Origin of the sequence: Drancourtella sp. An12 (assembly GCF_002160935.1) — a bacterium.
Classification (GTDB): Bacteria; Bacillota; Clostridia; order Lachnospirales; family Lachnospiraceae; genus Sellimonas; species Sellimonas catena.
Genome location: NZ_NFLO01000003.1, coordinates 212,790 through 232,920, shown reverse-complemented (window position 1 = coordinate 232,920; position 20,131 = coordinate 212,790). Strand labels below are relative to the sequence as shown.

Annotated in this window: 15 protein-coding genes, 1 other RNA gene and 1 other annotated feature; of the genes, 15 read left to right on the top strand and 1 reads right to left on the bottom strand. The window is 47.9% G+C overall.

Features of this window, described 5'->3' with window-relative positions; translation table 11 throughout:
• The first annotated feature begins 92 nt into the window (after positions 1 to 92).
• The 15 genes from leuC (at position 93) to queA (ending at position 18,973) form a co-directional block, all read left to right on the top strand.
• Positions 93 to 1,364 (top strand): 3-isopropylmalate dehydratase large subunit, encoded by a 1,272-nt coding sequence (gene leuC / locus B5E64_RS05180; RefSeq protein WP_087167457.1) that lies wholly within the window; start codon positions 93 to 95, stop codon positions 1,362 to 1,364.
• A gap of 3 nt (positions 1,365 to 1,367) precedes the next feature.
• A complete protein-coding gene (gene leuD, locus B5E64_RS05175; protein ID WP_087167456.1) occupies positions 1,368 to 1,862 on the top strand; it encodes a 3-isopropylmalate dehydratase small subunit in 495 nt (164 codons plus the stop codon).
• 119 nt (positions 1,863 to 1,981) lie between these two features.
• On the top strand, positions 1,982 to 3,289 hold the full coding sequence (locus B5E64_RS05170) for a Na+/H+ antiporter NhaC family protein (protein ID WP_087167455.1): 1,308 nt from the start codon (positions 1,982 to 1,984) through the stop codon (positions 3,287 to 3,289).
• A gap of 67 nt (positions 3,290 to 3,356) precedes the next feature.
• Positions 3,357 to 4,850 carry a threonine synthase gene (thrC, locus tag B5E64_RS05165; RefSeq protein ID WP_087167454.1) on the top strand — a complete coding sequence of 498 codons (1,494 nt, stop codon included), beginning with the start codon at positions 3,357 to 3,359 and terminating at the stop codon, positions 4,848 to 4,850.
• Between the two features lie 5 nt (positions 4,851 to 4,855).
• Positions 4,856 to 5,197, top strand: coding sequence for a hypothetical protein (locus B5E64_RS05160; protein ID WP_138372741.1), 342 nt, complete (start codon positions 4,856 to 4,858; stop codon positions 5,195 to 5,197).
• 123 nt (positions 5,198 to 5,320) lie between these two features.
• Complete coding sequence (locus tag B5E64_RS05155; RefSeq protein WP_242960092.1) at positions 5,321 to 6,283, top strand: MoxR family ATPase; 963 nt, start codon at positions 5,321 to 5,323, stop codon at positions 6,281 to 6,283.
• Positions 6,280 to 7,347 (top strand): DUF58 domain-containing protein, encoded by a 1,068-nt coding sequence (locus B5E64_RS05150; protein WP_087167452.1) that lies wholly within the window; start codon positions 6,280 to 6,282, stop codon positions 7,345 to 7,347. The genes B5E64_RS05155 and B5E64_RS05150 overlap by 4 nt, the downstream gene beginning before the upstream one ends.
• 13 nt (positions 7,348 to 7,360) lie before the next feature.
• The gene (locus tag B5E64_RS05145) at positions 7,361 to 9,592 is read left to right on the top strand and encodes a transglutaminase-like domain-containing protein (protein WP_087167451.1); all 2,232 of its coding nucleotides are present in this window, start codon (positions 7,361 to 7,363) and stop codon (positions 9,590 to 9,592) included.
• Positions 9,593 to 9,631: 39 nt separating this feature from the next.
• Positions 9,632 to 9,814: non-coding RNA, 6S RNA (gene ssrS / locus B5E64_RS05140), on the top strand.
• A gap of 271 nt (positions 9,815 to 10,085) precedes the next feature.
• Positions 10,086 to 11,345 carry a SpoIID/LytB domain-containing protein gene (locus B5E64_RS05135; RefSeq protein WP_242960091.1) on the top strand — a complete coding sequence of 420 codons (1,260 nt, stop codon included), beginning with the start codon at positions 10,086 to 10,088 and terminating at the stop codon, positions 11,343 to 11,345.
• A gap of 40 nt (positions 11,346 to 11,385) precedes the next feature.
• Positions 11,386 to 12,216, top strand: coding sequence for a YihY/virulence factor BrkB family protein (locus tag B5E64_RS05130; protein WP_087167449.1), 831 nt, complete (start codon positions 11,386 to 11,388; stop codon positions 12,214 to 12,216).
• Positions 12,217 to 12,568: 352 nt separating this feature from the next.
• Positions 12,569 to 14,122, top strand: a complete 1,554-nt coding sequence (gene abc-f, locus B5E64_RS05125) for a ribosomal protection-like ABC-F family protein (protein ID WP_087167448.1) — start codon at positions 12,569 to 12,571, stop codon at positions 14,120 to 14,122.
• 15 nt (positions 14,123 to 14,137) lie between these two features.
• Positions 14,138 to 14,364, top strand: a binding site (T-box leader).
• 106 nt (positions 14,365 to 14,470) lie between these two features.
• Positions 14,471 to 15,490, top strand: coding sequence for a phenylalanine--tRNA ligase subunit alpha (gene pheS, locus B5E64_RS05120; protein WP_087167447.1), 1,020 nt, complete (start codon positions 14,471 to 14,473; stop codon positions 15,488 to 15,490).
• 21 nt (positions 15,491 to 15,511) lie between these two features.
• Positions 15,512 to 17,929 (top strand): phenylalanine--tRNA ligase subunit beta, encoded by a 2,418-nt coding sequence (gene pheT, locus B5E64_RS05115; protein WP_087167446.1) that lies wholly within the window; start codon positions 15,512 to 15,514, stop codon positions 17,927 to 17,929.
• Positions 17,930 to 17,947: 18 nt separating this feature from the next.
• The gene (gene queA, locus B5E64_RS05110) at positions 17,948 to 18,973 is read left to right on the top strand and encodes a tRNA preQ1(34) S-adenosylmethionine ribosyltransferase-isomerase QueA (RefSeq protein WP_087167523.1); all 1,026 of its coding nucleotides are present in this window, start codon (positions 17,948 to 17,950) and stop codon (positions 18,971 to 18,973) included.
• A gap of 226 nt (positions 18,974 to 19,199) precedes the next feature.
• Here queA and B5E64_RS05105 read toward each other — a convergent pair whose 3' ends face one another.
• On the bottom strand, positions 19,200 to 20,042 hold the full coding sequence (locus B5E64_RS05105; RefSeq protein ID WP_087167445.1) for a YitT family protein: 843 nt from the start codon (positions 20,040 to 20,042) through the stop codon (positions 19,200 to 19,202).
• Between the last annotated feature and the right edge of the window lie 89 nt (positions 20,043 to 20,131).

The following is a 20,131-nucleotide window of genomic DNA, read 5'->3' as shown; positions in this document are numbered from 1 at the left end:
ATCGCACTCTGATTTTTTCTTGCACATCTGTAGATATCTATGATAGAATATGAGGAAAGGCAGAAGCCAGAAAAAGAGGAGGCGCAAAAGACATGGGAATGACAATGACGCAGAAGATCCTTGCAGCGCATGCAGGATTGGACAGGGTGGCGGCAGGACAGCTGATTGAGGCGAAGCTTGACGTTGTAATGGCAAATGATATTACCGGTCCGATGGCTGTACCGGTATTCAGGCAGATGGCGGACAAGGTATTTGATAAGGACAAAGTTGTACTGGTACCGGATCATTTTACTCCAAATAAAGACATCAAATCAGCGGAAAATTCCAAATCAATCCGGGAATTTGCAAAAGAGCAGGGACTGACGCACTATTATGAGATTGGACAGATGGGGATTGAGCACGCGCTCCTTCCGGAAAAAGGAATCACGGTAGCAGGGGAGTGTATCATCGGAGCGGATTCCCACACCTGTACATACGGCGCGCTGGGAGCATTTTCCACCGGTGTTGGAACAACGGATATCGCGACAGGAATGGCGACCGGAGAGCTCTGGTTCAAGGTGCCATCCGCAATTCAGTTCGTACTGAAGGGAAAACCTGGAAAATATGTTAGCGGAAAAGACATTATTCTCCATATCATCGGAAAGATCGGTGTGGATGGAGCATTGTATAAATCCATGGAGTTCGTAGGAGAAGGACTTTCCGAACTTTCCATGGATGACCGTTTCACCATGGCAAATATGGCCATCGAAGCAGGGGCGAAGAACGGAATCTTCCTTGTGGATGAGAAGGCAGAAGCGTATATGAAAGAGCATTCGGACAAAGAATATAAGATCTACACTCCGGATGAGGATGCAGTGTACGATGAAGTGATCGAGATTGATCTTTCCGAAGTAAGACCGACGGTTGCATTTCCGCATCTTCCGGGCAATGCGCACACAATTGATGAGATCGAGACTATGGAGCCGATCAAGATCGACCAGGTTGTAATCGGATCCTGTACGAACGGAAGAATGGAAGACATGAGAAGAGCGGCGGCGATCCTCAAAGGTCATAAAGTACATCCGGATGTGCGTGTGATTGTAATTCCGGGTACGCAGGCGATCTATAAGGAATGTCTGAAAGAAGGCATAGCGGAGATTTTCGTGGATGCAGGATGCGCATTTTCCACGCCGAGCTGCGGACCGTGCATGGGGGGACACATGGGCGTTCTGGCAGCAGGTGAAAAGTGTGTTTCCACAACAAACAGAAATTTTGTGGGACGTATGGGACATGTGGACTCTTTGATTTACCTTGCTTCTCCGGAGACGGCTGCGGCAAGTGCCATCAAAGGTTATATCGCAAATCCAGAGAAAGCAGGTGAATAGAACATGGAAGCAAAAGGACATGTATTTAAATACGGAGACAATGTGGATACGGATGTTATCATTCCTGCAAGATATCTGAATTCGTTTGACCCGCAGGAACTGGCATCCCACGCGATGGTAGATATTGATCCGGAGTTTGCAGGCAAGGTTCAGCCGGGAGATATCATTGTTGCAAGAAAGAATTTCGGATGTGGTTCTTCAAGAGAACATGCTCCGCTCTGTCTGAAAACAGCGGGAGTCAGCTGCATTATTGCAGAAACATTCGCACGGATTTTTTTCCGGAATTCCATTAATATCGGACTTCCGATTATTGAGTGCAAAGAAGCGGCCGAGGAGATTGAAGCGGGGGATGAAGTGGAGATCGACTTTGACAGTGGGAAAATTTTTGACCGGACAAAAGGGACTGAATATCAGGGACAGCCGTTCCCGGAATTCATGCAGAAAATCATTTCAGCCGGAGGCCTTGTAAATTACACAAATCAGAAGCTGAATGGATAAATCCGGTTTAACATATGGAAAATGGATGGTGAAAAGGGCGGCAGCACTTTTGGAAGGCATGCCGCCCTTTTCCCGTCAGACTCTGTAACGAACAAAATCTAAAGTAGAGAGGGAAACGAATGACAGAAAGAACAGAAAAGGGGAGTGCGCTGGCACTTCTTCCAATTGGGGTATTTCTGATACTATTTCTTGGGTCCGGTTTTATCAGCGGTGATTTTTATGCAATGCCTGCTGTGCTTGCATTTCTGCTGGCGCTGTTTGTAGCTTTTGTGCAGGACCGGAAACATGATTTTAACGAAAAAATTCATATTATCGCAAAGGGAGTGGGGGAGGACAACATTATCACCATGAGTCTGATTTTCCTTTGCGCAGGCGGATTTTCCGGTGCGGTAACAGCTGCCGGAGGGGCGGACAGCGCGGTAAATTTTGGACTGTCCATCCTGCCGTCCCAGGTGGCGGTTGCAGGACTGTTCGTGATCGGATGCTTTATTTCGGTTTCCATGGGAACATCCATGGGAACGATTGCGGCTCTTGCTCCGATCGCAGCGGGTATCAGCGAAAAGACCGGATATGATGCAGCCATCTGTATCGGTGCGGTCGTATGCGGAGCCATGTTTGGAGATAACCTTTCCATGATTTCCGACACAACGATCGCGGCTGTCAAGACACAGGGATGTGAGATGAAAGATAAATTCCGTGAGAATTTTCTGATTGTACTGCCGGCGGCAGTAGTCACGATCGGGATATTCTTCGTTTTGACATCCGGGCAGGATTTTCAGATGGAGGAGGAACTGATATACAGTATCTGGAAGATTATTCCGTATCTGGTAGTTCTGGTAGGCGCCTTGATCGGCGTGAATGTGTTTCTTGTGCTGATGACGGGAACTGTACTATCTCTTGCTGTGGGAGTATTATCCGGAGAGATTGCGGTCTCCGAGATGTTCCAGGTTGTAGCGCAGGGACCGGATGGAAGCGGCGGAATCATGGGGATGTATGACATAACGGTGATTTCCATTGTCGTGGCCTGCATTGTTTCCCTTGTACGGGAGATGGGAGGAATTACCTTTCTGCTGCAGATGATTAAAAGCAGAATCAAGAAAAAACGCGGCGCAGAGCTTGGTATTGCAGGTCTTGCCTTTCTGGTGGACCTGTGCACGGCAAACAATACGGTTGCTATTGTCATGACCGGCCCGATCGCAAAGGATATCAGTGATGAGTACGGCATTGAGCCAAGACGTTCCGCCTCACTTCTTGATATTTTTACTTCCGTTGGACAGGGGATCATCCCATACGGTGCCCAGCTTCTGTCGGCAGCAAGTCTTACGAAGCTGACTCCGTTTGAAATTATGCCGTATCTGTACTATCCGGTTCTGATGGCACTGAGCGCAGTGCTCTTTATCCTGTTCCGGAAAAGGAAAATCGATTGAATGTTCCAATAGTTTATGGTATAATTTCTGAAAATTGCAGATCAGAAAAGGACAAGGAGGAAACGCCATGGAGTTGTTTTATAGAAGTACGAGAAACGAAAATGTCATGCTGACTGCTTCGGAGGCAATCTTAAAAGGACTCTCCGATGAAGGAGGGCTCTTTGTGCCGGAATATATTCCGAAGCTTCCTGTTCCGCTTGCGGATCTTGCCGGGATGGACTATCAGGAAACTGCCTATGTCGTGATGAAGCAGTTTCTTACCGACTTTACGGAAGAGGAACTTAGAGGATGTATCCGTGCAGCCTACGATGACAAGTTTGATAACGAAGAGATTGCACCGATTGCGAAGGTGGACGGAGTCTATTATCTGGAACTGTTCCACGGTCCGACGATCGCGTTCAAAGATATGGCGCTTTCCATTTTGCCGCACCTGATGACAACAGCTGCCAGAAAGCATCACGTCACTGACGAAATCGTGATTCTGACTGCCACGTCCGGAGATACAGGAAAGGCAGCCCTTGCCGGATTTGCAGATGTGGAGGGAACGAGAATCATCGTCTTTTATCCAAAGGGAGGAGTCAGTGATGTGCAGCGGCTCCAGATGGTGACACAGAAAGGAAACAATACGGCGGTCGTTGCCATTCACGGAAATTTTGATGAAGCACAAAGCGGTGTGAAAAAGATGTTTGAAGATGAGAGACTCAAAGCAGAGCTTCAGAAAGCAGGCTTCCGGTTCTCGTCTGCAAATTCCATCAATATCGGACGGCTTGTCCCGCAGATTGTCTACTATGTCCATGCTTACGGGTGTCTCCTGAAACATGAAGAGATTCAGGAAGGAGAAGCGGTCAATGTCGTTGTTCCGACTGGAAATTTCGGAAATATTCTTGCCGCCTATTTTGCAAAACAGATGGGCGTTCCGATTGCGAAGCTGATCTGCGCCTCCAATGAAAATAAAGTGCTCTTTGACTTTTTCGAGACCGGAACCTATGATAAAAACCGGGAATTTATCCTGACAGAATCTCCATCTATGGATATTTTGATTTCCAGTAATCTGGAACGGCTGATTTACCTGATTTCCGGAAGAAATGAGGCGAAAAACCGTGAGTTGATGAAGGAATTAAACGAAAACGGACGTTACGGAATTACCGGAAAGATGAAAGCAGAGCTGTCCGATTTTGCTGCCGGGTATGCATCGGCGGACGAGATGAAGAAAGCCATCCGCGACACCTACGAGAATACAGGATATGTGATGGATACTCATACAGCGGTTGCTGCCGCGGTGTACGAAGCGTATCGCAGAGACAGCAACGATCCGGCAAAGACGATCATCGCATCAACGGCAAGTCCATACAAGTTTGCGGAAAGCGTTCTTAACGCCATACGGCCAGGCGAATATGAAGGTCAGGAAGGCATTGCCCTTGCCGATGAACTGAGCCGGCTTTCCGGGACAGAGATCCCGAAGGCGGTAGAGGAGATCAGAAATGCCGAAATCCGCCATACGAGAGAGTGCGATGCACAGGAGATGGAAGCGGCAGTAAAAGAAATTTTAGGACTGAGGTGACAGGGATGGATTCGATCTGGGGACTGATTGCCCTGGCCTGCGGACTGTATTGTATGGCCGGGTATTGGAAAATGATAAAAAAAGGAGAGATTTTTCAAAGTGTTCTGCTTCCGAAGGAAGTGAACCTGAAAAAATGTAAAGACACCAAGGCATACATAAAAGAGGCGGCACCGAAAGTGATGATTTTGGGGATCGTAGTGACCCTCTGGGGGATCTGTGATCTGGCCTGCACCAGTCTTGGTGTCGACAATATGGCCATTTTCTGGGGCACCTTTGTAATTGTGATGGTTGTGCTTGTGTGGTTTGGAATTACAACAGGAAAACTACGGAAAAAATATTTTTCATAAACGAATCATGTGAAAGACTTTGCGAAAACATTCCGCAGAGTCTTTTTTTGTTAAATCTGTATGGGAGATAGTGTGATGGACCACGGATATGATATAATGGAAAAAAAGCTAAGGGGACAGGGTATGGAGAAAACATATGGAATGATGGCGGCCGCTTCTGTGATCGAGGAGGTGCAGAAGGCTGTCATCGGAAAACAGGATTGTATCAAAAAGGTAATGGCCGCAATTCTGGCGGGCGGACATGTCCTGATCGAGGACATTCCGGGAGTCGGGAAGACGACGATGGCGGTCGCATTTTCAAAAAGTATGGGCCTGGACCGTCACAGGGTGCAGTTTACTCCGGATGTGCTGCCGGCGGATATTGTCGGCTTTTCTCTTTATGACAGGCAGACCCAGCAGTTTGTCTATCAGCCGGGAGCGGTGATGTGTAACCTGCTTCTGGCGGATGAGATCAACCGGACGTCACCGAAAACACAGTCAGCGCTTCTGGAAGTTATGGAGGAGGGGCAGGTGACGGTGGATCAGAAGACATACCCGGTGCCGGATCCGTTTATTGTGATCGCGACGGAAAATCCGTTTGGTTCTGCGGGGACACAGATGCTGCCGGAGTCACAGCTGGACCGGTTCATGATCTGTATTTCCATGGGCTATCCGGATATCCAGGCAGAGATTGAGATCGTAAAGGGCAGTCAGAAAGGGAATCCGGCAGATGCGGTCAAGGCGGTAGTCGGAACGGAGATGCTTCTTGAGATGCGCGCGGAAGTGGAACAGGTCTATGTGCATGATGCGGTTTATGAGTATATCGGACGGCTTGTGGAGGCAACCAGAAACCATCAGATGGTCAGGCTTGGAATCAGTCCGAGGGGTACGATTGCGCTTGCAAAAGTGGCGAAGGCGTATGCCTATCTGGAAGGACGGACTTTCTGTATTCCACAGGATGTGGCGAAGGTGTTCCCGGATGTGGCGGTTCACAGGCTGTTTTTAAGTGCCAGGGCCAGGGCGGCCAGGATGGAATCTTCCCAGGTGATCGAGGAGATTCTTGCCATGATCACGCAGCCAAAGGCCGGAAAAGGGAGAAGAGAATGAAAAAATGGTTGTATCTGGCTGCCGTTCTCGCAACAATTTATCTGAATCTCGTTTACGAGTGGCCGGACGGTAGATATATACTTGCGGTAGAACTTGTATTTCCGGTTATTTTGTGCCTTCAGGCCAGAATGATGGGAGCGAAGATCCGGATCTGCCCGCAGGGGGATTTTCAGATGGCGGAAGAAGGAGAAACGCTGAATATTCCTTTTGTAGTGGAAAACTGCGGAGTGTTTCGGATCCCGTTTCTCAGAGTACAGATTGAACATAAAAAGCAGACGGTGCGGAACCTGAAAAAAGGGGAGAAGCATACCTTTCTGTTTCCATATGAGGCCAGCGCTTGTGGAAAGCATGAAGTCAAAGTGAAAAAAGCGGTGACGACCGATGCTTCCGGTATGTTCAGGATCCGGATCCGGAAGTTGCAGTCTGTCCCTGCGGAGATTCACATTGTGCCGAAGGCGTATCCGGTGCTTGCCGAGATCAGCGAAGCGGTCCGCCTGTTTGTGACAGAAGGCGAAGAGTACGCAAAAGACCGGGGCGGGGACGATACGTCCGAGGTGTTTGACGTCCATGAATATCAGCCGGGAGACAGAATTGCCCAGATTCACTGGAAGCTGAGCGCGAGAACAGATGAGCTGTACATGAAGGAATTCAGTTTTCCTCTAGGAGCGGCTGTCATTCTTCTTCTGGATCCGGGTGAGTCGAAAATGACAGAAGAGGCGGGCAATGTGTTTTTGAATCTGGCGGCTTCAGCCGGACGGGCGATGGTAGAGGAATCCTGCCGGTTCTATGCAGTCTGGAAAGAAAGCAGGACACAGGTTTTTAAAAGGTTTCTGGTGAAGAACGAGGAGACTTTTTACGACTGGCTTTTAGCGCTTTCTTCCACGCAGATTTCCGAACTTGACAGACTTGACGAAGATCTGTACCGGCACGAATTTTTTGAACCGTACTTGAAAGCGGTGCGTATTGGCGGAGATCTGTCTATTCAGTGCGGAGAGGAGATGCCGGTTTTCTTTCACGAGAAAACATTTGTAGAAGAATTAAACAGGACGGTATTGGAAATATAGGTGGTCAGGGAGTATGAACACAAAAAAGATAGATAGTAATCGATGGGAAAAAATCTGGATTCTTCTGTCTGCGGCAGCAGGAAGTAGCGGTGTATACTTTGCTTTCGGATCGGTATTCGATCCGGCAGCTGATATCCGCATGTTCGGAATCGGAATGCTGATGTTTGTGATCTGCTGGTTTCCGTATGTGTGGATGGAAAAATATGTATGGGCAGGATGTGCTGTGGGAATTCTTCCTGTGGTATGGTTCTGGTTTGTGCAAAGAGAGGCCATACAGGAGGGGCTGAAAGAAGAGGTCATCGGAAATTCCGTGCTGCAGATTCAGCAGTATTTCAGGGAAATACAAAGTACAGTACGGGTCCAGGCGGACGAAAAGACCATGGCAGCGGGGATGCTGGCACTTTGCGGCCTGTTTCTGGCAGTCTGCGTTCTGGCAGGATCTGTCCGGAAGCTACGCATGGTTGTGATTCTTCTCTATGCGGCAGTATTTTCCTTTCCGTTTTTTACCGGAATGACAATCAGGGCGGAGGGAGCGGCGCTGCTTGGATGTGCGGTTCTCTGCCTTGTGATGGCAAGTCCGGTCAGCGCAAAACGCCCGCTTGTCATTGCGGCCGCTGCTGCACTGGCAACCGGTGTGCTGATTCCGAAACAGCAGATGGAAACCTTTTTTGCGGATCCGGCAGCATGGCAGGACCGGATCGAGGACTTCTTTACGCGGGCTGCATACGGCGGCGTGTCGGACGGGAAACTGGGAACTTTTGATGAAATGGTGGAAAGCGGTGAACTTCAGCTTGAGGTAACCCTTTCAGAACGGCCGGAGCAGGACGTTTATTTTCAGGGATATATCGGAACGGATTACCGTGACAGCCGGTGGGTAAAATCAAAGGAAACAGGAGGACTTTCCGAAGAAGAGATCAGCAGAGCACGAAATGCAGAGTATGAGACAGTGCGGGAAAACAGTGGACAGCTCGGATATCAAAGTGTGACAGCTGAAATTACAAGAAGAGGGGCAAGCAGAGCGTACCGGTACCTTCCGTATAAAAACAGCCAGACAGATGATTTTTATGGAGATACCTATGTGGAAGGCCGGGGAAGAAGCTATACGGTGGAAGCTGTTCTGGCAGGCGATATCGGAGAGTTGAAAAGCAGTCCGGAAAATGTGGCATATGAGCAGACAGAAGATAGAGAAGCCTATACAGACTTTGTAAACGAAACCTATCTGCAGGTGCCTGAAGAATTCCGTGAAAAGTGGGAGGATACGGCACGGATTCTTCGAGGAAGAACACTTCGCAGCACAGTCCGGGAGGTGGCGGATTATCTTGGAACAGTTGCAGATTATACAAAAAGCCCGGGGAGAACACCCGATGGAGAGGATTTCGTTGAATATTTTCTTGGAGAAAGCCGCGAGGGATACTGCGTTCATTTTGCTTCAGCAGGTGTGCTGTTTCTGAGAATGAATGAAATCCCTGCACGCTTTGTATCCGGATATATCGCAAGACCGTCAGAGTTTGAAGAGACAGAAGACGGAATGTATCTGGCTGAACTCGATGACAGTACGGCACATGCCTGGGCGGAGGTTTACGTAGAAGGCTGCGGATGGCTTCCGGCAGAAATGACGCCGGCATACCGGCAGAATTCTGCGGGAGGAACATCAGAGCCGGACGGGCCTGTAAGTGTAGTGGGGGAGACGGATCCGCAGACAGAAGAACCGCAGACACCGGAGCAGGATTCTACGTCTCAGCAGGAACCACAGCCGGATACGCAGACAGATGTACAGGACGGGACAGGACAGTCATCAGAAAATCAGAACGGAGCTGGAACGAGAGAGGAGATGTTTTCCGGAAGAATCTGGATAATCCCGGTATCTGCCGCCCTGGCAGCGCTTTGTTTACTTCTTTTTGCACGAAGAAGAAAATGGAGAAGCGTCCGGATGCAGAAAGACTTGCGGAACAAATATCTCAGGCTGTACCGGATTCTTTATCAGATGATGGAGTATGACAGGAAGAAACCGATTCCGGAGGACGAGGAAGAGCTTTGCCGGATCCTGAAAGAAACCTATCACATTTCCAACAAGAGGAGCAGGAAGATCATCATCCGGTTGCTGGAAACAGCTTTTGGAAACAGAAATCCGGAGAAAAGAGATTTCAAAGAACTGGAAAAACTCTGTATTTCTGTACGGGAGAAAAGTATGGCGTCCAAAAATCTCTTCCAGAAATTTCTGTTTGTGTTTGGAAAAGGATTCTAAATAAATATTGAAAGATGAAAGCGGATACGGTATAATAAATCTAACCTGAAATGTTCGATAACTCTTGTAATTTTGAACCTACAAAACTTTAAACGGGATTCCTATTATCTCTGTAATATGTCAGGCCTCATTACATCAGTGGAAGGCAGAAAAGCAGATGCGGTTGCCCACCTAGCGGACTGCTAGGAGTCAAAATACAGGAGCCGGCATTTTGGGGGTGCGTACGAAAGAGAAAGAGCAGTCGTGATACGGCTGCTTTTTACTTTATAGCGGAAGTTTTCCGAAAAGGACGGCTTTTTTCGACATGTCTTTGAGGAGGTGTTTTGGAAAGGATGCCGCTTCGGAAACATACATATAAAAAACAGATGAGACATACATTAGGATAAATGCGGCGGACAAGGTGCGTAAGATGAAAAAACACTGGAACGGTAATTTTTTATATTATTTTGGCGGGATTATACTGAGTCTTTTTTTGTGCGTAGGATTGGTGCATATGGTTTCGGGCGGATATGAAGCGGAGACTGGAAAGAAAGCGGTTTCCAAGAAAGAAGAAACAAAAGAGAAGAAGACGCCGGAGGAGCAAAAAGGAAAAGAGGAGCAGGAGCAGCCCGTCATACGGGTCCTTTTAAAGACCGGAGGGTATACGGATGAAGTACATCCAAATGTAGCCGTATCGGCAGGGGGAGGACTTCTTCTCGAAGGAGCCGGAGGAAAGCGGGAAGCCAAAGAGGGCGAGACCGTGACGATTGCCCCGGATGATCCGTTGTTTGAGGGCGGAACCATCCGTGTAAAAACAAAAAAAGAGGGAGATAAGATTACGATTTCCAGTCTGAAGAGAGGATACGGAGTGCCTTCCTACAGGGGAGAACTGGAGTTGTTTTCTACCGCTCAGGGAATTGCTGTCATCAACGAGCTTCCTCTGGAAGAATACCTGTATGCAGTAGTGCCGAGTGAGATGCCGGCTTCCTATGAAGAAGAGGCACTAAAGGCACAGGCAGTCTGCGCAAGAAGCTATGCCTACTGTCATATGGAAGGGCAGGCGTATCCGGAATATAAAGCCAATGTGGACGACAGTACAGCTTATCAGGTCTATGGAAATTCTGCCGAGCAGGAAAAGACGATTGCCGCGGTGGACGCAACAATGGGAGAGAAGCTGAAGTATCATGACACTGTGGTGAAAGCGTATTATTTTTCCACTTCCTGTGGAAGAACCACCAATGTAGAGGCGTGGGGCACGAAAGTTTCAGATGCTAATTCATACCTGAAGGGGACCAGGGTGGAGGAAAACGGAACCTGCTATGAAAAAGATCTGCCGTGGTTTTCCTGGAGCTGTGATATCCCGGTTGAGACCGTTTCCAATCTCTTTGGACTGAATACCGGACAGGATGTCGGTACGATTTCGCAGATCGAAATTACAAAAAGGGGGGAAGGAGATGTGGCACTTGAAATGAAAGTAACAGGATCCAAAGGAAGCGCTGCGATCCGGACGGAAAATAAAATCCGTAGCGCACTTGGTGGAAACGGGTATAAAATCCAGAAACAGGACGGCACAGAGGCAGCATCTGCTAAACTGCTGCCGAGTGCATTTTTTACAGTAGAAAAGCGGGGGGAAAGTTTTCACATTAAAGGAGGCGGCTATGGACACGGAATCGGAATGAGCCAGAATGGGGCGAATGAAATGGCAAAAAAAGGGAAAGATTATATAACAATCCTTGGAATGTTTTATGATGGTGTGGAAATTACAGCGGATTGATGGTATGATAACAGGAAAAAAGGACAGAATGAGGTAGAATATGATCAAAAAACAGTGGGACCGGATCATGAGAATATTGGATCGAGCGGCACAAAGCCATGTCGGGGCGTATGCTGCTCAGTCTGCGTTTTTCTTTGTCCTGTCACTGATTCCGATTATACTGCTTCTAATGACAATGGTACAGTATACGCCGCTTACAAGAGGCGATGTGATGACGGCGGTTACGGAGGTATTCCCGAAGACTGTCACGCCCTTCCTGATATCCATTATCAATGAAGTATACAGCCAGTCCACAGCAATCATTCCAGTGACGATCCTTGTCGCATTGTGGTCGGCTGGAAGAGGGGTGCTTGCGATAACGTCCGGACTCAACTGTATTTATCAGAGCAAGGAGACGAGAAACTATTTCTATCTGAGACTTAGAGCATCCGTTTACACGGTGCTGTTTCTTCTGGTTATAATTTCCTGCCTTCTCCTTGCCGTATTCGGAAACCGGATCAGCATTTTCGTAGAAATAAACGCTCCGGTGCTGCAAAAGGCAGTCGACTTTTTGATCCGAATCCGAACCTCTTTGACAGTCGGAGTAATGATGCTGTTCTGTATGCTTTTGTACCGCTTTCTGCCGGACGTAAAAATCAGAACCAAATGGAAGCATCAGATACCAGGATCTGTTTTCAGCGCAATTGGCTGGCAGATTATTTCCCTGATTTTCTCTGTCTATCTGGACATTTTTGAGGGATTTTCCACTATGTACGGGAGTTTGACGACCATTGTCCTTGTCATGCTCTGGCTGTACTTCTGTATGTACATGATTTTGCTTGGCGGCGTGATCAATATTACCATTTTCAAAGATAATCTGGATAAGGCTTGACAGACAGCGGCAGCACACCGTATACTGGAAAGGCAAAGAAATAAGAAATGAGGTGAAAGGATGATCATTACTTCCTGTAAATGTTAAGACAATGAAACATAACGTACACAGAAGACGCCGGAGGCGGATTCTGCCCGTACACATTGCAGGAAGAGACATTCTTTTTTCATTATAGAAACAAGAGGAAAAGATGACCAGAAGAGTCATGAAAAGAAGAACTGTTCTTTTCATGACTCTTTTTCTTTTGGCGATGTTCGGGGACGTGTTCCGATGCACCGGAACACGTCCCCGGTATAGCCTAAGTTAAAGTCGGGCTTTTTGCAGTGTGTGCATGGTGAAAGGGGATGATGGGATGTCGCAGATACAGATTATAGATCTTACTTTTTCGTATGATACGCATTTTGAGTCGATTTTTGAGCATGTGAGTGTGCTTTTGGATACGGACTGGAGGACGGGGCTGATTGGTCGGAATGGGACCGGAAAGACGACGTTTTTGAAGCTGTTATCGGGTGCGTATCCGTACCGGGGAAGGATCCGCATGTCGGAGACGGCGGAGTATTTTCCGGTGGATATCCGGGATGTGAGGAAGTCTTCTTTGGAGGTCCTGGAGGAAATTGATCCGGATTATGAGTTCTGGAGAGTTTTAAGAGAGATGGAATGGATGGGAATGGATTCGGCCATCCTGGAGCGGCCTTATGGGACGCTTAGTCCGGGAGAGCGGATCCGGCTACAGCTTGCGGTGCTGTTTGCCAAGGAGCATGCGTTCCTTCTGATTGATGAGCCGACAAATCATCTGGATGAGGAGGGGAGGCAGATGCTGGCCTCTTATCTGAGCAGGAAGAAGGGATTCCTTCTTGTTTCCCATGACCGGAGGCTTCTGGATGCCTGTACGGATCATACGATGGCGATTGAGCGCAGCAGCATCCGGATCTACAAGGGAAGTTTCCAGACATGGCAGAGAGAAAAGAGTCTGCGGGATCAGGCGGAGTTGGAGCAGAATCAGAAGCTGAAAAAGGAGATCCGCCATCTGGAGGCGGCGGCAAGGGAGGCCGGAAGATGGGCAGGTAATAAGGAGAAAGAAAAGATCGGTCATAAAGTGGGAGGACTGAAGCCGGACCGGGGTGCAATCGGCCATAAGGCGGCGAAGATGATGAAGCGGTCCAAGGTGCTGGAGCACCGGATGGAGAAGGCGGCTAAAGAAAAGGCAGGGCTTTTAAAGGACATCGAGACGGTGGAGGAACTGAAAATGTTTCCACTGGATTATGAGAAGGAGCGTCTTGTTTCCGTGGAAGGGATTTCGTTTGCCCGCGGGGACCGTCAGATTTTGAAAGACTTTTCGTTGGAAATCCGGCGGGGAGACCGGATTGCTTTGAAAGGGCCGAATGGCTGCGGGAAGACGACGATTCTGAAGCTGACTGCAGGGATCTATCAGCCGGATGAGGGAAGAATTCAGACCGGAAGCGGCCTGAAGATTTCGGTTGTCAGCCAGGATTCTTCTGAAATGAGAGGAACGCTGGCGGAGCTGGAAGAGGAGGCGGGACTTGATAAAACGCTGTTCCGGGCTGTTTTGAGGAAGCTTGATTTTTCCAGAGACCAGTTTGACAAGCGTCTGGAGGAGTACAGCGAGGGTCAGCGTAAAAAGGTGCTTCTTGCAAAGAGCCTCTGCGAGCCGTCCCATCTATATATCTGGGACGAGCCGTTAAACTACATTGATATATTCACAAGAATTCAGATTGAGAATCTGATTCTTGAGCGGAAACCATCCATGATCTTTGTAGAACACGACAGTGTATTTACCGAACGGATTGCAAAGAGCGCTGTACGTTTCGAAAAAGATCCTCAAAGCGCCGGATTTAAAGCAGTTTTCGAGAGTTCCGGACTTGACAAAGAGCAGGGGGATGTTTAAAATAAAGAAGATACAGTAAAGGCTGTGAATGTGTCAGTAGGATATCTGATCTCCGACAGAGAGAAGGAGCCGCAGGCTGGAAGCTCCTTTCGATTTGACAGATATGCCGAATTTCCCACAGGAGCTGCATTTCTGAACAGAGAGTAAGAAATGACGTGTAGTGCACGTTACGCATACAAGAGAGCCTGCCTTTTGACGGCAGGAATCAGGGTGGTACCGCGGATTGATTCTCCGTCCCTTTTTGGGGCGGAGTTTTTTTGTTTACCGGAAAGGAGTGGACTTTCCTGAATACGAAAAGCCTTCTGTTCGGTACAGGCTGCCTTGGTTGATGAGTAAAGGAGGAAAATCATGAAAGAAAAGCTTCAGAGCATCAGAGAAGAAGCATTAAAGCAGATCCAGTCTGCAGATGTGCCGGAAAAATTAAATGATGTACGTGTCAGGTTTTTAGGTAAAAAAGGAGAACTGACAGCAGTTCTCAAAGGAATGAAAGATGTAGCGGCAGAAGAACGTCCGAAAGTCGGACAGATGGTCAATGAAGTCCGCCAGGAAATCGAAGGTATTCTGGATGAGACAAAGAAAAAGATGGATGCAAAGATCCGGGAAGAAAAATTAAAAGCTGAAGTGATCGATGTTACGCTTCCATCCAAAAAGAATGTAGTGGGACACCGTCATCCGAACACTATTGCCCAGGAAGAGGTAGAGCGGATCTTCATCGGTATGGGATATGAAGTAGTCGAAGGACCGGAGATCGAATACGATCTCTATAACTTTGAGAAGCTCAACATCCCGGCAGATCATCCGGCAAAAGATGAACAGGATACATTCTATATCAATAAGGATATCGTGCTCAGAACCCAGACTTCCCCGGTACAGGCTCGTGTCATGGAGCAGGGGAAACTTCCTATCCGTATGATCTCTCCTGGACGGGTATTTCGTTCTGACGAGGTGGATGCAACGCATTCTCCGTCTTTCCATCAGATCGAAGGACTTGTAGTAGATAAAAATATTTCTTTTGCGGATCTGAAAGGAACGCTGGAAGTTTTCGCAAAAGAGCTGTTCGGACCGGAGACAAAGACAAAATTCCGTCCGCATCATTTCCCGTTCACAGAGCCAAGCGCCGAGGTGGATGTGACATGCTTCAAATGTGGCGGAAAGGGCTGCCGTTTCTGTAAGGGATCCGGATGGATCGAGATCCTTGGCTGCGGAATGGTACACCCGCACGTGCTGGAAATGTGCGGAATTGACCCGGATGAATATACCGGTTTCGCATTCGGTGTAGGGCTTGAGAGAATTGCCCTTCTGAAATATGAGATCGACGACATGAGACTGCTGTACGAAAACGACATCAGATTCTTAAAGCAGTTCTAGGATAAGGGAGGAAAAAAGATCATGAATACATCATTATCATGGATTAAAGCATATGTCCCGGATCTGGACGTGACAGAGCAGGAATACACAGACGCCATGACACTGTCCGGTACCAAGGTGGAGGGATATGAAAAGATGGATGAAGATCTGGACAAGATCGTGGTAGGGCAGATTGAGAAGATCGAAAAGCATCCGGATGCGGATAAGCTTGTAATCTGCCAGGTGAATATCGGAAGCGAGACAATTCAGATCGTAACCGGAGCACCGAATGTGGAAGAAGGACAGAAAATTCCGGTTGTTCTCGTGGGAGGCCGTGTAGCAGGCGGACACGACGGAAGTAAAACGAAAGGCGGAATTGAAATCAAGGCCGGAAAACTGCGCGGAGTGGACAGCTACGGCATGATGTGCTCCATCGAAGAGCTTGGTTCTACAAAAGAAATGTATCCGGAAGCACCGGAAAACGGAATCTATATTTTCCCGGATGATGTGGAAGTCGGTGCAGACGCCATTGAAGTACTTGGACTTCATGATGCGGTATTTGAATATGAAGTCACATCCAACCGTGTGGACTGCTTCAGCGTGATCGGAATCGCAAGAGAAGCAGCGGCGACATTCGGAAAGAGCTTCCATCCGCCGGTTGTTAAAGAGACCGGAAATGAGGAGAATGCTTCTGACTATATCAAAGTGACTGTCAAGAATCAGGATCTTTGCTCCAGATACTGCGCAAGAGTCGTAAAAAATATTAAAATCGGACCGTCTCCAAAGTGGATGCAGAGAAGACTTGCATCTGTCGGAATCCGCCCGATCAACAATCTTGTTGATATCACAAACTACGTGATGGAAGAATACGGACAGCCGATGCACGCTTACGATCTGGATACCATCGCAGGAAAAGAAATCATTGTCAGAAATGCAGAAGACGGTGAGACATTCACGACACTGGACGGTCAGGAGAGACACCTTGACAAAGACGTACTGATGATCTGCGACGGCGAAAAATCCATCGGAATCGCCGGAATCATGGGAGGCGAAAATTCCATGATCACAGATCACGTGCACACTGTTCTGTTTGAGGCAGCATGCTTTGACGGGACAAATATCCGTAAGTCCAGCAAACGTGTAGGACTGCGTACCGATGCATCCGGAAAATTTGAAAAAGGACTGGATCCGAACAATGCAAAGGCAGCGATCGACCGTGCATGCCAACTCGTAGAAGAGATGGGCGCAGGTGAAGTAGTCGGAGGAACTGTAGATGTATATGGAAAGGTAAAAGAGCCTGTTCGTGTTCCGTTTGATGCAGATGCCATCAACCGTCTTCTTGGAACAGATATTTCTAAAGAAGAGATGATCGGATACCTTGCAAAAGTAGAACTTGCCTACGATGAAGAGACAAACGAAATCGTGGCTCCGACCTTCCGCCATGACATTTTCCGCCTTGCGGACCTGGCAGAGGAAGTGGCAAGATTTTACGGCTATGACAATATTCCGACTACCCTTCCGAAGGGAGAAGCGACAACAGGAAAGCTTTCCTTCAAGCAGAGAATCGAAGCTTCCGCAAGAGAAATCGCGGAGTTCTGCGGATTCAGCCAGGGTATGACATATTCCTTCGAGAGTCCGAAAGTATTTGATAAACTCCTGCTTCCTAAGGATGCACCGGAACGTCAGGCAATCCAGATTTCCAATCCGCTTGGAGAGGACTACAGCATTATGCGTACCATTTCCCTGAACGGAATGCTGACTTCCCTTGCAACGAACTATAACCGGAGAAACAAAGATGTAAGACTCTATGAGCTTGGAAATATTTATCTTCCGAAATCACTGCCGCTTACCGAACTTCCGGAAGAGAGGATGCAGTTTACACTTGGAATGTACGGAGAAGGCGATTTCTTCAGCATGAAAGGTGTTGTGGAAGAATTCTTTGAAAAGATCGGCATGCGCAAAAAAGAACAGTACGATCCGAACGCGGGCAAATCCTTCCTGCATCCGGGACGTCAGGCAAATATTGTTTATGAAGGAACCGTTGTCGGTTATCTTGGAGAAGTTCATCCGGAAGTTGCGGACAATTATGGCATTGGCGGACGTGCATACGTTGCAGTCATCGATATGCCGGAAGTGGTTGCACGCGCAACATTTGACCGGAAATACAGCGGAATCGCAAAATTCCCGGCTGTGACAAGAGATATCAGTATGGTAGTTCCAAAAGAGATCCTTGCAGGGCAGATCGAGGCGATGATTGAGCAGAGAGGCGGAGACATTCTGGAAAGCTACAATCTGTTTGACCTTTATGAAGGCGCTCAGATCAAAGAAGGATACAAATCCATCGCATATTCGATTGTATTCCGTGCGAAAGACAGAACACTTGAGGAATCAGACGTGACGAAAGCCATGAAAAAGATTCTCAACGGTCTGGAGAGCATGGGCATCGAACTGAGACAGTAAAGAGGAATCGTCATCATGATGAAAAAAGAAGACTTTTATTTTGAACTGCCGCAGGAACTGATCGCGCAGGACCCGCTGGAGGACCGCTCCGGCTCGAGACTCCTTGTCCTTGACAAGGAGTCCGGTGAGATTGAGCACAGAACCTTCCGGGACATCAAAGAGTATCTGGAGCCGGGAGACTGTCTGGTGATCAATGATACCAAAGTCATTCCGGCCCGGCTGATCGGGTCCAAAGTGGGAACAAATGCAAAGATCGAGATTCTGCTTTTAAAGAGAAAAGAAAATGACATCTGGGAAACCCTTGTAAAACCCGGAAAAAAGGCAAAGCCCGGGACGAAAATCAGCTTTGGCGAAGGGCTTCTCATCGGAGAAGTGCTGGACGTGGTGGATGAAGGAAACCGCCTGATTCAGTTTTCCTACGAAGGAATCTTTGAGGAGATTCTGGATCAGCTTGGACAGATGCCGCTCCCGCCGTATATCACCCATCAGCTGGAGGATAAAAACCGCTATCAGACCGTGTATGCAAAACACAGCGGATCCGCGGCAGCTCCGACGGCAGGCCTGCATTTCACGCCGGAGCTTCTGGAAGAAATCAAAGAAAGCGGTGTCGAGATCGCTCATGTGACACTTCATGTCGGGCTTGGCACCTTCCGCCCGGTGAAAGTGGAGAATATTCAGGAACACCATATGCACTCGGAGTTTTACCGGATTGAGGCTTCTGAAGCAGAAAAGATCAATCGTGCAAAACGGGAAGGACACCGGGTGATCTGTGTCGGAACGACAAGCTGCCGCACGGTGGAGTCGGCGGCAAAACCTGACGGAACACTCTCAGAATGCAGCGGATGGACAGAGATTTTCATCTATCCGGGATATCGATTTAAAGTACTGGACTGCCTTCTGACGAATTTCCATCTCCCGGAATCGACTCTGATTATGCTGGTCAGCGCACTGGCAGGAAGGGAGCATGTGCTTCATGCATATGAGGAAGCAGTAAAAGAACGCTACCGTTTCTTCAGCTTTGGGGATGCCATGCTGATCCGGTAACAGACAGTATAAAAAAAGAAAACTGGAAGCAGAAATCTATGGGCTTTGGATTCTGCTTCCAGTTTTTTTCTTTTGAGGGTTGGAAGGTTTATGTTTGGTTTCATAGTTAAATAACTATTACAATACATACTATACCGGAAAAATATGAAAGGAATGTGTACGCCGGATAAAAGGATTCTTAAAAAACGAAAGAAACTCTTAAAAAAGTCTTTACGATCCGGAAATACTATCTGGATATAGTAAAACCACGGCCTCCAACGTAGTTGACGTTGTCGATGACAGTAAAAGCAGTAGGATCAATCGTATAAATCATCTTTTTTACATCGTTGATCTTCCGGTACGGCAGAATGGTAAGGATCACCTTGGATGGATCCAGATGATATCCGCCCTCTGCCTGAAGGAAAGTCAGACCAAGATCAAAGGTATGAAGAAGTTCCTGACGGATCTTTTCATGCTCGGAAGAAAAAATCAGAAGCTGGACTTCTGAACGGCCGTAGGTGATGACCTTATTAACCATGATACTGGTAACAAGTATGACAATAATTCCGTAAACTGTCTGAAGAAGTGGCTTTGAGACTGCCTGCAGAAGAATCACGGTGCAGTCGCACACATACATGACAACAGAGACAGGAATGCGAAACTTCTTATTGAGAACAACACCGAGAATGTCAAATCCGCCGCTGGAACCATTTGCCCGCAGGATAATGCCACTTCCGATTCCAAGAAGACATCCGGCAAGAAGGCTGCTCAGAAAAGGATCCTGAGATAACGGAAGAAACAGGTCGATCTGGGAGAAGACATCCAGAAGGACCGGAAACAGGAAAGTCATAATCAATGTTTTAAAAATGAATTCCTTCCCGGCAAACAGCCATCCGACAAGAAACAAAAGGATATTGATACAAAGTACAATCGCAGACAGAGGGAGCGGAAGCAGGTTCTGCAGAATAACAGACAGACCTGTCACACCTCCTGCCACAAAATTCTGAGGCAGTACGAAGAGACCAAATGCGGCAGCCGTCATGGTGCCTCCTACTACGATCAGGAGATAAGACAAGAGTTTTTTCTTCATAATATAGTACCTCCAGGGATTTGATAAGTTTCGATCTGTACTATATGGTACAATCTGAAAGCACGGAACGTCAAGTTAATGCGTTGAAC